Raw genomic sequence first — 14,382 nt, 5'->3', positions numbered from 1 at the left:
ATGATGCGTATCTGTATATTGCTAATAGGCGGTCTTAAATATTGTAAGTGATATGAGTCATTCGTAACCGGAATAATTAATACTGAGGCGGGTGTAAAATTAACTGCTAACGATAAACTAAGCCGTCAGTCAGCAGTTAATGGGTTGTCGTTATGAGCAAGCAATGGTGCGGTTGCGCATAATAAAGGCGCGGGTGTGATCGTAGATTAGGTTATAGGTAAAAGCATAAATGGTAATAAATACCGTTACACCTAAGTCCATAATCAATGCTTCTACGATGCCGATATTGAGAATGTAAGCCATTACCGGTATGGAAAAAAACAGCAAACCGACCTCAAACAAAGTGACATGAATGACGCGCATTTTTAACGGGCGCTTTTCTTTATCACCAGTCATAATTCGGTCGAAACCCCAGTTGAAGATGAAATTCCAAATCATCGCAATAGTGGCTACAGCTATCATCATTCCTGATAGTGACTTGATGTCGAAATCGGTAAAAATGGTTAAGCCGATAACAGATAATGTCACTGCTAGCACTTCAAACAACACTGAGTGAAATACTCGCTCTAAAATCCCCATGGTGTACTCCAATAAAAATATTAACGCTGAAAAGTGACGCTGATTATTACAAGAAATGCTAATAGAGAAAGTTAGTAGCTATCACAACTGGTGATAGCTTGTGGGAGGTGATATATTTGGCTGCAGATTTAAGATCAGTATTTGTATTGCGGTTTAGGCAGACTATAAGTTAGCACTGCTCGGTAGAAAGGCTGTGAAAGGAAAAGTGGCATGTATAGTTTTGAGCAGTTAAAAATCTTTGTTGCCGTGTGCGAAACTGGCTCGTTTTCTGCTGCGGCACGTAAGTTAAAGCGGGCGCAATCAGGGGTTAGCCAGGCAATTTCAAATTTAGAGATCGCCATTAATCAAGAGCTGTTTAATCGCGATAAAAATACCCCAGTATTAACTGAAAACGCTAAAGCGTTATTGCCAATTGCGTACTCAATCTTGCATCAACAGCAATACTTCGATCAAAAAGTTGAGTCGTTATCTAAAGTTACTGAGCATGAATTGATTATTGCTGTGGACGAAAGCCTAGTAAACGATGAGCTAGTGGCCATTATTGCAGCGTTAGCTGATAAGTTCCCAATTACTCAGTTTGAGATTATTGCCGCATCGACCTTTGATGTTGAAGAGCTGATTCGCCAAGGTAAAGCGCAGGTGGGGATCATTTATGCCGATGGTGAGCTTAAAGTGGATATGGACTTCTTTGTATTAGGGCAGGCGCGTTTTCTGACTATTGCAGCAGCTGAACATGATTTGGCCAAACTGACCTTGGTGCAGGACTCGGATCTAAAAAGCTATCGTCAATGTGTGCACCGCAGTTCAGAGCAAAAGGAATTGTGGTTTAGCTACGTGATAAGCACAATGGCATGGTACGCCAATACTCATCAAAACTTAGTTAGCTTAGTTGGCAAAGGAGTGGGCTGGGCGGTTGTGCCTGAATGGTTAGTGAAACAGAGAATTGAACGTGGCGAACTTGTAGCTTTGCCTGTAGCTCATGAATATCACGGTTGGTTAACCACGGTTGGCTGCTTGATATCGAGAAGTCATGGCTCTGGACCGGTGCTAGAAAGTGTAATTGAAAGTTTAAAGGCCTATTTCTTTAGCTATGATAATCCTTAATCTAGCGGTAATTTGATCTACTATCAAAGCTAACGAGTAGGCGTAAATTCGCAGGAAGTTAGCCTACCTCAACATGTTATCTAAACGCCTCATTCAAAATAGTTAGCCAGATTTCTTCGCTCCCTATTCATAACCGACATTTCATGGGTTTCAAGCTGTTGTAACTTTTCAGTGGACAGCGTTGATCGAGCCGTGCAGTAGTTTAGCTTGATATCTGCAATAGCCCGCGGCATATGAAATGCTGAAGTGACTAAGGTCATTTCATTAAATCTATGTTGCTCAACGATAGATTTAGCCAGCGTGGCATCTTCAAAGGTAAAGCGGCTGAGAGTAATATCGGTAAAGGCGCTGTTATCTACGCCTAACTAGGTTAAATAACGCTGGCAATAAATAGCATGTGGGGTGTCAGTTTGGTTAAAGTGCGCATCAAAGCCCCCAGTGAGTAACAGCATACTATTAGGCGATAGCTAGTATTATCTAAAAGCCGTTTGACAGCGAGCAAACGCGATGGCCAACAGATTACCTGAATCGGCATTGTGGGAGCTTAAAACAATAATTACTTGCTTCATGCTGTAAATAACTATAGCAGTTGGTTTTTTGCCGTTTTTGAGAGTCATTATCGTTGTCTGATAAAGCTATTTTGCACTAGGCAGTCAAGTAAGCGCTCGGCTTGAACATGCTTAAATTTAAGCTGCGTAGCAAGCTCGCCAAATAGGGATATCCCACCACCAAGCAATACCGGAATCGTAGTTATAATCAGCTCATCAATTAAGTCTTGTTGTAAGAAGCCTTGAATAGTTTTACCGCCATCAATATAGAACTCATTATATCCTTTAGCATTGAGCTGCTGGATAAGTTCTGGCAATGACCATTAACCAAAAACACTTTTCCCTCAAGCCCATCAGGCACTTGAGTTAGCGTGTTGCTCAGCACAAATACTGGTTTAGTGTAAGGCCAATCAACCCCAAAGCTGAGCACAATTTCTAAAGTGTTACGCCCCATTATCAGTGCATCAATACGCGCCATAAAGTCACAAAAACCAAGGTCTTAACCATCAGAGTTAGGCACATCATGTAACCAATAAACCTGGTTGTTTTTGTCAGCAATAAAACCGTCAAGGCTGGTGGCGATATATACGATATTTGACATAGTAAGCTCTGAATTTATTTAGAAAAACAGTGTACTTTAAGTGATGCAAAAAGCGAGTCTCCAGTAGGGCAACTATGACTCGTCTTTTAGGTTGAGAATGCTAATCGAAGTCGGTTTTTCTAGAACAGTAAAGGCGTTTGCTTACCGGGTTCCATGACCACCACGGGATCGTAATGCCACACCTGCCTTACTGTTTCTGGCGTTAAGGTTTCACTAGGAATGCCATCGCTGACGATACAACCATTTTCTAACACCACTAATCGGTCAGCATAGCGTGAGGCTTGGTTAAGGTCGTGTAGCACCACTATTACCGCATGATTTTGTTCATGGGCAAGGCTACGTGCCAAGCCTAATACACGATGTTGCTGGGCTAAATCGAGTGCTGAAGTCGGTTCATCGAGCAATAAGATCGGCGATTGCTCAGACTGTGCAAGCTGAGTTAGCACGCGCGCCAATTGTACTCGCTGTTTTTCTCCTCCAGAGAGGGTCGGATAGCTGCGCTCTTTTAAGTGCGAAAGCGCTACTTGTTCAAGCTGCTCAGCAACAAGCCTTTTGCCTTGTTGTTGGTTAAGAGATAGTGGATACAAGCCCATCTCCACTACCTCGCGTACCTTAAATGGAAAGGTGAGTGAGGCATGTTGCGGCAACACTGCCATAGACTTGGCTAGCTGTTGTCTGTCCCATGAACTAAGCGATTTACCATGAATTTTAATGTTGCCCGCCTCTACTTCAACGTCTTGGCAAAGGCTTTTGAGTAGGGTGGACTTGCCTGCACCATTGGGGCCTAGCAGCGCGGTCACCTCGCCGGCTTTAATTTGCAGGTTAATATCAGTAAGTACCGGTTTGTGACCAATGCGCACCGATAATTGGTTTACTTCAAGCACATTTGGCGCCGAGTTTGGGTTGTAAGTCTGCATAATGATTGACCTTAAACTAAGCGATGACGTTGCTTAAGTAGCAACACAATAAAGAATGGTGCGCCCAATAATGCGGTAACTAAACCAACGGGGAGTTCAGACGGCGGCACTAGTGAACGCGCACCGATATCAGCTAAGGCTAAGATTGCTGCCCCTAACATAGCGCTAAGGGGTAAAAGCTGTTTATGATCAGGCCCCACCATCATTCGCACAAGATGTGGCACCACTAAACCAATAAAGCCGATAATTCCGGTAGCAGCAACAGAGATACCAACGCCAATGGCGCATAGTACAATCAACTTTAGTTTGAGTTTGTCGACATTTAAGCCCAAATGGCGCGCCTCAGCTTCACCCAGCAGTAACGCATTAAGAGCTTTAGCGCTGCGGTTAAACTGCCAGCTTATCAATGTCAATGCGACTAAACTTAACATCACGTAATGCCACTGCGCTCCAGCAATAGAACCCATCTGCCATAAGGTCAGATCGCGAAGTGCCATGTCATCAGCCATATAGGTGAGTAGGCCAATACCTGCGCCAGTTAAAGCGGCGACTGCGACACCAGATAGCAGTAATAACACCACCGAAGTGCCACTCGGGCTGCTGGCAAGGCGATACACAATCAAAGTGGTGAGCAGGCCTGCAATAAATGCACTGAGCGCGACCATGTATTCGCCGCCTTGTGGAATAAGCACAATACAGATTGCCGCGCCTAATGCAGCGCCCGAAGACACACCAATAATGCCAGGATCCGCAAGCGGGTTTCTAAATAGTCCCTGCATCACTGCGCCGCACTGAGCCAAAATTGCACCGACAGTTAGCGCCAATAGAGTACGCGGTAAGCGTACATTATTGATCACTAGCTGTTCATGGGGAGCAACGCTACCTAGCTCTAATGGTGTAGCCCAATTCATGACGGCATGAAAACTTACAGTGGGGCTAATTTGCAGTGGACCAATGCTGACAGACATTAGGCTCGTTATCACCAAAGTGGCGAGTAAACTGGGCCAAAGCCAACGACGATTATCCATTATATTTCCTGCTCTTTATCTCTAGAAGCGATAGGGCTATGACAACTAATACCGATTAACACTTATAAAGTCGCTGGCCAATTTGTCGGCGGCTTCAATGGCACTTAACCCTAAACCACCAAGCAGTGCTTGTGGCTTGAGTGATTGAATATGTTGATTCTTACCTGCTGGAGTATGTTCAAGTAGTGGCATCTGTTTTAGCAGTTTGGCGACTGGATTTTGAATCTCTTTATCTGAGCGATTAGAGATCAAAATGACATCGGGTTGCAGTGACAAAATCCCCTCTTGCGACACAGATTTATAGCCACTAAATCCTGCAATATTGGTACCGCCAGCTAACTTGATAATGATATCTGCAGCGGTATCATCGCCGCCCACTCGTGCAGGCCTATCAGGTTGCATCAGTAAAAATAAGACTTTAGGTGCATCGCCTTGCTTTGCTATCTGTTGCTGCTTTTGCTCTATTTGCACAAAAGATTGCTGTACTTGATTTTGCAGTGTTTTAGCTTGTTCTTGGCGATTAAGCAGCTCACCCATTTCATCAATATTGCTTAATAATTGAGACTGAGTATAGGCATCTTGCAGTTGGATCACGTTAACTTTGGCACCGCTCAGCACATCAAGTGTAGCTTTAGGGCCCATAGCGTCGGTGCCCAATAACAAACTTGGCGACAGCGCTAGAATACCTTCGGCGCTTAACATACGGTGATAGCCCAGCTTTTTTACTTCATCATAGCCCTGTGGTAGTTGGCTGGTGGAGTCTACTGCGACTAATTCATCGCCAGCATCTAAAGCCAAGAGCAATTCGGTAACTCCAGCGCCAGCGCTAACTACCCGAGCTTGCAGCCCTGAATGATCGTGGCCTTCATGGGCAAAAGCGGTTTGATTAAATACCAATAGCGACAACAAGGCGCCTGCGAGCACGCATTGCTTGGGCCTATTTTTTAACAGTGGCTGTAACAGTTTTATATGTAACATGGGTAACTCCAAATAAATTAATACAGTTGGATTAGCTCGTTAGCTAATCAAAAAAGGGTGAATAAAAATAATTGACAACAGACTATTTCGTGTCGATTAAGGCTCCATCAAAATTTGGGTGTTACTGATGTTTTGTCGCTGCATAGCAGCCAGTAGCGTCATTAAAGGTTGTATTGGTGCGGTTTTATCGGCAGCAATAATCACTTTGGCTTTCGGTGAGACTTTAAAGGCTTTTGTTAATGCGGCTTCAAAGGCGCTAAAATCTGCGTAGCTTTCGCCATCAAGTGCCCAGTGCGGCTCACTTGCTAGCACATTAATCGCAATATGTTTCTCTTGAGATATTGCTGTCAGCTTTGAGTCTGTTTCGGTCGGTACATCCACAGGTAAGCTTAATAACTGGCTATTAGCTGTAAGCAGCAAAAACACCAATACGATAAAAATAATGTCGATAAGCGGGGTCAGGTCTAGGCCAATACTGCCAGTGCTTTCTTCTATACCTGCACAAATCATGAGTGCTGTCCTACAGTTTGAGCGCTTGTGGTATTGGCTTGAACAGTAGAAGCCGCTGAAACACGATTATTACAGTGAGCCTCTTTACAGGTCGTTGCTTTTGAGCATAACTGCGCCGCGCTGTCACTGCCGATGCTCAGTGCTTGATCAAAGCCTTCTAGCCATAAGTTGAGCAGGTTGAGCGCATGGGCGATTTTATTGCAACGACGATCAGCCCAGATAGTAAATAGGTGTGCCATGGTGATTGCTGGCAGTGCAATAATTAACCCTGCAGCAGTGGTGTTCATTGCTAGGCCTAAACCGGAGGCTAACTGCGATGGAGTAACAGGGCCATCGGATAGGCCTAGCTGGTTAAACATTTCGATTAAACCTAAAACGGTACCAAGCAACCCCAGCATAGGACTAATCACGCCGATGATTTGCAGGATCTTCAAGCCTGATAAAAGATTTGATTTTTGCTTTACTAACCAAAGCGATACTATCTCTTCGCGCATAGCTCTTGATTGATCACCATGACTCAACAGTAGCGCTGTGCCCTTGGCTAACATACTGCGGCCTTGGCTTATTTGCTCCATCAGTTGTTGTCTTTGCTCTGGCGTGGCACTGCGTGCTTGCTGACGCAGTTCTGTTAACCAAGTATCACGTTTAGGTAGCTCATAAAGCATTAGCGCTAGGCGCTCTAAGATGATCATTAAGCTTACAAATGCACAGATAATCAATGGCCAGGTTAGATCACCCAGTTGCTCTGATAGTTGTAGATATAATAGTTGAGACATTCACTTTCCTTGGCGAGACCTAAGCATCGCATTTACGGTAAAAATCAATACAAATAATGTTGCATTATCCCTTAAACACTACATTTTTAGAGCGTTACACCCTTAATGTCCGGCTATCCAAGCAAGACTGACTAATACGGGTTAATTGAGCGCAAACTTCACCGGTACTCTCACCGTATAGGAAAAAGCTGTTTGTGGTTTTGGTGCGGTAAATCGCCACTTTTCAACAGCGCTTAATGCGGCTTTATCGAGTAAGCGATAACCCGAGCTATCCACGAGAGTTAACGACAATTGTTCACCGATCTGGTTGAACATCACTTCAATAGTGGCTGTACCCTGAAAGCCGCGTTTACGGGCTTTTTTTGGGTAATGCGGTTGGCTTGGTGGTGCGGCAAATGTGGGCTGACTTAAGGCGACAGTTTGCTTACTCACACCTTGCTTGGCTTCAACTTTAGCTTGGTTGTGCGATTGAGTTTGCTCAACGTCTGTTGTTGGCTCGTCAGTGACTTTTTGATTAACGTCTTTTACGACTGGATTGCTCGCTGGCTTAGTGACGGATTGCGTTTTTTGCTGGGCAAGCTGAGTTGCTGTAGAGCTTGCTTTTACGGAAGTAGGCTTAACCTTTTGTGGTTCAGCTTTAGCAATAGGTTTAGTCGGCTGCTTTTCAGGTATTTTTTGTTGAGGGTTTATCAGCTTAGGCGCTGCAGGTGTTTCTGCTGCCGCTTGGCTGGCTAGCATAGCAATAGACAAACTTACTGCTTGGCTTGACCCCATCGCTGAACCTGTACTGAGTTGCAATTGGGGCGCAGTATTTTGCGATGCAAGTACGCCACCTTGGATTAATACAGTTAAGCAACCAAAAGCAAAATAACGTTTAGGTGTCATGCTGAAACCTCTTACCTAGCAAATAAAACCAAAAATGAATCAATATCAGCATTTTCTAACTTAACTCCAATGTCATCATCTCCTTTACAATCTTGACAGAAGAATTGATTATTTACATTGTTTACAAATAGTTAGGGTTGGCCTGCTGTTCCTAGAGGCATAAGATATATCAATCCTAACGAGATCGCAAATGATAATGATTTTCATTTGATCTTAATTTTTATCTCAGGTAAAGTGCCGAAAAATAACAAAACAGCGATCTGTTTTTTGGGTATTTGCAATCAGCAGCATCCCAATCGAGACGCTATTGATACTGACCTTGAGGATTGAACCAATGATCAAGAAGCCTGTTGTAATCGCAATTGCGATGGCTCTTAGCTCTAGCGCTTATGCTGCACCAACTCAGCAAACTAATGAGCAACAAGTTACTGAATTTGATGAAGTGCTTGTTACCGCAACCCGCGTTAGTGAAAAAGCATCAGAATCGAGCCGCAGTGTGGCAGTCGTAACTGAAGAACAATTGCAAGAGTCGCAACCAGCATCAGTTGCTCAAGCATTGCAAAACGAAGCAAATGTTAACGTGACCAATGGGCCTCGCTCGTCATCTCAAGGGGTTGAAATTCGTGGTCTAGGTGGTCAGCGCGTATTGCAAACTATCGATGGTGCTCGTCAAAATGCTAACTCTGGTCATCGAGGTACCTACTTTATGGATCCCGAGCTACTAAGCTCGATAGAGGTCGTTCGTGGTCCTGCCAGTAGTTTATGGGGCAGTGGCGCAATTGGTGGTGTAGTGGCTCAAAATACCAAGTCAGCGTCTGACTTTTTAGAAGAGGAAGACACTTTTGGTGGCTACTTAAAGCAAAGTTACGACTCCAATGGCGACCGCGTTAAAACAAGTGGTGCAATATATGGTTTGTCAGACACGAGTGCAGGTAATGTCGATTGGTTGCTAAATGGTAGTTATTACGACAGTAACAACATTAAAATTGGCAATGATAAAACCCTTGAGAACAGCGCATCGGAAGGGACTAGTGGCTTAGCTAAGTTTGGCTGGGATCCGACGGAAGCTCAGCGTTTGCAATTATCTGCGCGCTTTTCAAATATTGATGAATTAGTCCCAAGTAATCCTGCAACTAATGTTGGTAGTTCAGTACCTTTGGTTAAACGTAAAACAGAAGACCAAAATGTGACCTTGGATTACAGCTTTAATCCAAGTGACAATGTGCTGTTAGATCTCAATGCCACTGTGTATTGGAATGGTACCGATTACCATGAGGATCGCATCACTAAGAATCAAGTCGATAATACTGAGTATGACACCTTAGGATTTAGCCTTAATAATAGTTCAACGCTTGGTAATACCGTACTGACCTATGGTGTTGATGGTTATAAAGACTCAATTAAAACAGTGCGTGACGATCGCGGTCAAGCTGGCCAGCGTCCTGATGACATAGATGGTGAAACTACAGTTTGGGGCGCATATACGCGAGCAGATATCAAGCTGGCGGAGAGTTGGTCAGTTGACGCTGCGGTGCGTTATGACGCGTTTAAAAACGACAGCAACAACCTAAATATATCATCGGATGACAATGCGTTTTCACCTTCAGTTGGTCTCATCTGGAAAACGACTGACTGGCTAACCTTAAGTGCACGTTACGATCAAGCATTCCGTGCGCCAAGCATGGAAGAGATGTTCTCGACGGGTACTCACTACTGTATTCCTTCAATCCCGGGATTTTTGCCTAATGGCTTATGTAATACCTTTGAAATCAATCCAGATTTGAAAGCTGAGCAAGCACAAAACAAAGAGATTAAAGCTGACCTACGTTTTGCCAATCTTGCTGGCAATGATGAGCTTGCGATTACTTTAAACGCATTTAGAAACGATGTAGATGACTTTATCGAGCAATCAGTTTCTAACCCATTGATGGGAATTCCTGGTTTTGAGCAAACAACCTCTTGGAGCAATGTTGACGAAGCTAAACTAACCGGCTTTGAGTTTTCAACTCGCTACCGCTATAACCAAACTCGTGTGAGTTTAAACTACGGTCAAACCGAAGGTAAGGATAAGGCTACCGATGAATACCTATCTAATATCCCAGCTAAAAAACTAGGTATCGATCTATCGCAAGCCATTATGGAAGGCGACATGAAGTTTGGTACTCGCTTTACTTATGTTGCCGACCAAGATCAATTACCAACAGACAACGTTAATCAGTACGATTCTTACAAACTATGGGATGTGTATGTGGCGTGGGAACCTGCCATGGGTACATTCGAAGGTCTACGAGTCGACTTTAGCGTTGAAAATATCGGTGATGAGGAATATCGCCAAGCGTGGCAAACTTTGTACGAACAAGGCAGGAATTTCAAATTGTCAGCGCGCTATAGCTTCTAATTAAGTTAATTGAGAGCGAGGTCGATTCATTAAATTGAGTTGACCTCTTTGCCGTTTATTTTACAGGAGGTATTCCATGTCAGTATCAGTTGAGCAAATCCGTCAGCATTTAGACAATAACCCTGCCGCAATGCCAAGTCAGGTGGCAGTAGAGCTTAACATCAGTGAATTTGCTGTTGTGTCGGCTTTGCCAAAAGACCAGCTTACTATCTTGCCGTTAGCGCAGAAAGACGCATTATTAACTGAGCTTCCAGAATGGGGTAATATGACCACAATCGTGTCGACGTCGGCCAGTATTTTTGAGTTTAAAGGTCGTTTTCCTAAGGGAAAATATGCCCATGGTTACTATAACTTAATCACTAAAGGTGATGGGTTACATGGCCATTTGAAGCTTGATGAAATCAGTGCGATTGCGCTTATAAGTAAGCCATTTAGAGGTACCGAAAGCCATTCGATTAATTTCTTCGGTGCACAAGGTGAGGTGGTGTTTAAGGTGTATTTAGGCCGTGATAAAAAACGAGTGTTATTGCCAGATCAAGTAGCACGGTTTATTGAGCTAAAGCATAGCGTTAACTCTGTTACAGCTTAATCAATTGAGTTAATCCATGGCTGATATCGTGACTGCTATCAGCCATTTTAATTTGCCGGATAATAGAAAAAGAGACTAGAGCAATGAGCACTGAAAAAGAGCAACGATTACGAGACAAACTGTTACCAGAAATAGAAGCATTCAAAGCCGAACGTTCAACATTGCAACTGGCAACCCAAGACGCTAATGGTGTGCCAAACGCGAGTTACGCCCCTTTTGCTTTAGCGGATGACGGTTTTTATATTTTAGTCAGTGAGCTTGCCCGTCATGGCACTAACCTCAAAGCTGTAAATCGTTTATCGGTTATGTTACTCGAAGATGAAGCTGAAGCTAAAAGTGTGTTTGCACGTAAACGTTTAACGTTTGATGCCACAGCGGAGCTTGTTGATCGTGAAAGCGAAGTATTTACTAAAGGCGTTGCCGCATTATCAGCGCGCTTTGGTGAGATGATAGATAACCTAGCCAGTCTTGGTGACTTTAATCTGTTTAAGCTCAACCCACATCATGGCCTTTATGTTAAAGGTTTTGGCCAAGCATTTAGCCTTTCTGGCGCTGAATTATTAGAAGTTGATTGGAAGCGTGATGGTCACCATAGTACCCCAAAAGTTGATTTGGATCTGCAACAACCAGAGCTTGTTAATTCAGCCAGTTAATCCTCTTCTCCACAATCAGCTATGATGTTAAAAGTATAAATAAACAAATAACAATGCCCGCCTTTGCGCGGGTTTTGTTATTCTGCTGTTGTTTTTATTGTAACCTTTGCATAGGTTAGGGATATTGCATTGAATCAAAACGCTTCTTCTGTTGCCAAAGACAAGCCATACTCACCGACTGCTAATGGTGCTAAACCACATGTTAGTCAGCGTGCGGTATTACCTTGGATTGGCGCTTTTCTAAAACCTTATCGCGCTAAAGTGATCACCGCGATTATCTTTTTGTTTATCGGCTCGCTCGCTTGGCTATCGCTGGGGCAAGGTGTGCGCCTTATGGTCGATGAAGGCTTTTTAAAAGATAACGGATCGCGCTTAAACGAGATCATTTTGTTGGTCATTGGCATTACAGCGCTCAGTAGTAGTGCCATTTTTTGTCGTTTCTATTTAATGACCTGGCTTGGCGAGCGTGTTAGCGCCGACATTCGTTTAAAAGTATATGACCATCTATTAAAACTCTCTCCGGGTTTTTACGCCAAACTCCGAACCGGTGAGGTGATCTCGCGATTTACTGCTGACTCAACACTATTGCAATCCGTCGTTGGTTCAAGCCTATCAATGGCGTTAAGAGCTAGTGTAACTGTGATTGGCGGTATCGTTATGATGGCAATCACCAGCTTCAAAATGACAGGTTTGGTATTGTTGGCTGTCCCTTTAGTGTTAGGGCCTATCTTCTTTTTTGGCCGAAAAGTGCGTGATTTATCGCGTAAAAGCCAAGACAAAGTGGGTGATTTAGGCGCCTATGTGGATGAAACTTTGCATGAGATCCACACGGTGCAGGCATATTCTCATGAAGATCAAGATAGAGCGCTGTTTACTCATCGTGTAGAAGCGGTGATGGATGCAGCAAAAGGGCGAATAAAATACCGCTCAATACTTATCTCGTTGGTGATGTTCTTAAGTATTCTCGCCATCGCGTTGGTAACTTGGGTCGGTGCCCACGATGTCATGAGTGGTGCAATTAGTGCGGGTGAGTTATCGGCCTTTATGTTTTATGCCGTGATGGTGGCAGGTTCAGTCGCAACCATTAGTGAAGTCATCGGCGAAATTCAACGTGCTGCAGGGGCCACCGAGCGTTTAATCGAGCTGATTGAAACCCCAATCGATATTCCGGTTATCACTGAGCCTCTGGAGCTGCCAACACCTGTTCGTGGCGAGCTTGAGCTCAAGCAGGTACGTTTTGCCTACAATAGTATGAGACAGGGTAGCACTGAGTTAGATGAAGAGGGCTTTGAAAGCGAGGTGATCCGCGGCTTGAATATTCATATCAAGCCTGGTGAACGGGTTGCATTAGTCGGCGCTAGTGGTGCAGGTAAGAGTACCCTGTTCGAACTGCTGCAGCGTTTTTATGTGTTAAATAGCGGCTCAATCGAATTAGATGGTGTCGATATCGCCAAGCTCACACCACAAACATTACGTCAGCAATATGCCTTAGTACCGCAAGAGTCGGTGATCTTTGCCACTAGTGTGCTTGAAAACGTGCGCTATGGCCGATTGGAGGCGAGTGAGGATAAGGTGAGGCAAGCCTGCATTGCCGCAAGAGCCGATGAGTTTATTAGCGATTTTAGCGACGGTTATCAGACTTATCTTGGCGAGCGCGGCGTGCGCTTATCGGGCGGACAAAAGCAACGCATTGCAATTGCGAGGGCGATACTTGCCGACAGACCTATTCTGTTATTGGACGAAGCCACCAGTGCTCTCGATGCTGTCAGCGAGCAAAAGGTGAAGTTAGCACTCGATAGCTTGATGGTGGGCAAGACCACTTTGATCATCGCTCACCGTTTAGCGACGGTAATTAATGCGGATCGTATTTTAGTGTTAGATAAAGGCGTTGTTGTGGCAAGCGGCACGCATCAACAGTTGATGCAAAGCAGTGATCTTTATAGTGAGTTTGCGAGCCTGCAGCTACTGACTGACGATAGCCCTGCATAAGGCTATATCGCGAGGTGAGAAAGCTGGGCTGCCAATATGGAGCGGGCAAAAAAACACATTGGTAAATGAGTGGCTAGATAGAGTTGCTAAATAGAGTAGTGAAAAGAGTGAACTTAATATTGTTGTTAATCGTATGGATTACAAGGTTAATTTAAATTTTTAAGGGGAGTGGTATGCGCTTAGGGCTAATGTTGATATCGATACTGTTTTTATCCGCTTGTACTAGCTTGCCCAGTGGCATTGAGCCGGTTAAGCAATTTGAGTTGCCACGTTATTTGGGCACTTGGTATGAGATTGCACGGCTTGATCACAGCTTTGAGCGCGGCTTAAATCAGGTTACCGCCACCTATGAAATGAAAGATGATGGTGGAGTCAAAGTGATTAACCGTGGTTACTCACAAGCTGAGCAAACATGGGATGAGGCTGAAGGAAAGGCTTACTTTGTCGATAGTCCGAATGTAGGGCATCTCAAGGTATCTTTCTTCGGGCCATTTTATGGCGCTTATGTGGTGTATGAGCTAGATAATGGTGACGATAGTGAGGACTACCAATATGCATTTATCACTAGCTATAATCGGGATTACTTATGGTTTTTATCGCGCAGTCCCGTGGTGAGTGGTGCGCTTAAGCAACAGTTTATTGATCAAGCTAAACAGTTGGGCTTTGCCACAGAGCAGATCATCTGGGTGAAGCAAAATAAAGTTGAGAGTTGAGAGATAAAGTTAAGGTTGTGATTTAAGAGTTAAGAGTAATAAAAGGAGCCGTAGGCTCCTTTTATGATTTCATACCATGTCAGTAGTTTGATATGCCGCTGTGGGATAACCGCA

13 protein-coding genes and 2 pseudogenes are annotated in these 14,382 nt (G+C 44.1%); 6 read left to right on the top strand and 9 right to left on the bottom strand.

Features of this window, described 5'->3' with window-relative positions:
• Positions 1-150 precede the first annotated feature (150 nt).
• Positions 151-579, bottom strand: a complete 429-nt coding sequence (locus ACVBIK_RS02345) for a PACE efflux transporter (RefSeq protein WP_447169001.1) — start codon at positions 577-579, stop codon at positions 151-153.
• A gap of 210 nt (positions 580-789) precedes the next feature.
• On the opposite strand from ACVBIK_RS02345, the gene ACVBIK_RS02340 reads away from it, so the two are divergent.
• On the top strand, positions 790-1,683 hold the full coding sequence (locus ACVBIK_RS02340) for a LysR family transcriptional regulator (protein WP_447169000.1): 894 nt from the start codon (positions 790-792) through the stop codon (positions 1,681-1,683).
• Positions 1,684-1,772: 89 nt separating this feature from the next.
• Here ACVBIK_RS02340 and ACVBIK_RS02335 read toward each other — a convergent pair.
• The 8 genes and pseudogenes from ACVBIK_RS02335 to ACVBIK_RS02300 form a co-directional block, all read right to left on the bottom strand.
• A pseudogene (locus ACVBIK_RS02335) lies at positions 1,773-2,033 on the bottom strand (ElyC/SanA/YdcF family protein); the annotation flags it as partial.
• Positions 2,034-2,299: 266 nt separating this feature from the next.
• Positions 2,300-2,832 (bottom strand): annotated as a pseudogene (locus ACVBIK_RS02330) (dihydrofolate reductase family protein).
• A gap of 119 nt (positions 2,833-2,951) precedes the next feature.
• Positions 2,952-3,749 (bottom strand): heme ABC transporter ATP-binding protein, encoded by a 798-nt coding sequence (locus ACVBIK_RS02325; protein WP_447159543.1) that lies wholly within the window; start codon positions 3,747-3,749, stop codon positions 2,952-2,954.
• Positions 3,750-3,760: 11 nt separating this feature from the next.
• On the bottom strand, positions 3,761-4,777 hold the full coding sequence (locus tag ACVBIK_RS02320) for a FecCD family ABC transporter permease (RefSeq protein ID WP_447168999.1): 1,017 nt from the start codon (positions 4,775-4,777) through the stop codon (positions 3,761-3,763).
• Between the two features lie 45 nt (positions 4,778-4,822).
• Positions 4,823-5,755 (bottom strand): heme/hemin ABC transporter substrate-binding protein, encoded by a 933-nt coding sequence (locus ACVBIK_RS02315; protein WP_447159545.1) that lies wholly within the window; start codon positions 5,753-5,755, stop codon positions 4,823-4,825.
• A 96-nt stretch (positions 5,756-5,851) separates the two neighbouring features.
• Positions 5,852-6,265, bottom strand: coding sequence for an ExbD/TolR family protein (locus ACVBIK_RS02310; RefSeq protein ID WP_447159546.1), 414 nt, complete (start codon positions 6,263-6,265; stop codon positions 5,852-5,854).
• On the bottom strand, positions 6,262-7,041 hold the full coding sequence (locus ACVBIK_RS02305; protein WP_447159547.1) for a MotA/TolQ/ExbB proton channel family protein: 780 nt from the start codon (positions 7,039-7,041) through the stop codon (positions 6,262-6,264). Before ACVBIK_RS02305 ends, ACVBIK_RS02310 begins: the two co-directional genes overlap by 4 nt.
• Positions 7,042-7,182: 141 nt before the next feature.
• Positions 7,183-7,926, bottom strand: coding sequence for a TonB family protein (locus ACVBIK_RS02300; RefSeq protein WP_447159548.1), 744 nt, complete (start codon positions 7,924-7,926; stop codon positions 7,183-7,185).
• Positions 7,927-8,260: 334 nt separating this feature from the next.
• On the opposite strand from ACVBIK_RS02300, the gene ACVBIK_RS02295 reads away from it, so the two are divergent.
• From ACVBIK_RS02295 to ACVBIK_RS02275, 5 genes are all read left to right on the top strand, one after another.
• Positions 8,261-10,324 carry a TonB-dependent hemoglobin/transferrin/lactoferrin family receptor gene (locus ACVBIK_RS02295; protein ID WP_447168998.1) on the top strand — a complete coding sequence of 688 codons (2,064 nt, stop codon included), beginning with the start codon at positions 8,261-8,263 and terminating at the stop codon, positions 10,322-10,324.
• Between the two features lie 76 nt (positions 10,325-10,400).
• Positions 10,401-10,913 carry a heme utilization cystosolic carrier protein HutX gene (gene hutX / locus ACVBIK_RS02290; RefSeq protein ID WP_447168997.1) on the top strand — a complete coding sequence of 171 codons (513 nt, stop codon included), beginning with the start codon at positions 10,401-10,403 and terminating at the stop codon, positions 10,911-10,913.
• Between the two features lie 83 nt (positions 10,914-10,996).
• A complete protein-coding gene (hutZ, locus tag ACVBIK_RS02285; RefSeq protein WP_447159551.1) occupies positions 10,997-11,566 on the top strand; it encodes a heme utilization protein HutZ in 570 nt (189 codons plus the stop codon).
• A gap of 129 nt (positions 11,567-11,695) precedes the next feature.
• Positions 11,696-13,555, top strand: coding sequence for an ABC transporter transmembrane domain-containing protein (locus tag ACVBIK_RS02280; protein ID WP_447168996.1), 1,860 nt, complete (start codon positions 11,696-11,698; stop codon positions 13,553-13,555).
• 173 nt (positions 13,556-13,728) lie between these two features.
• On the top strand, positions 13,729-14,268 hold the full coding sequence (locus ACVBIK_RS02275; protein ID WP_447168995.1) for a lipocalin family protein: 540 nt from the start codon (positions 13,729-13,731) through the stop codon (positions 14,266-14,268).
• The last annotated feature ends 114 nt before the right edge of the window (positions 14,269-14,382 follow it).

Source organism: Shewanella sp. 125m-1, from assembly GCF_052977065.1.
This window is presented reverse-complemented; position numbering and strand designations above follow the sequence as displayed.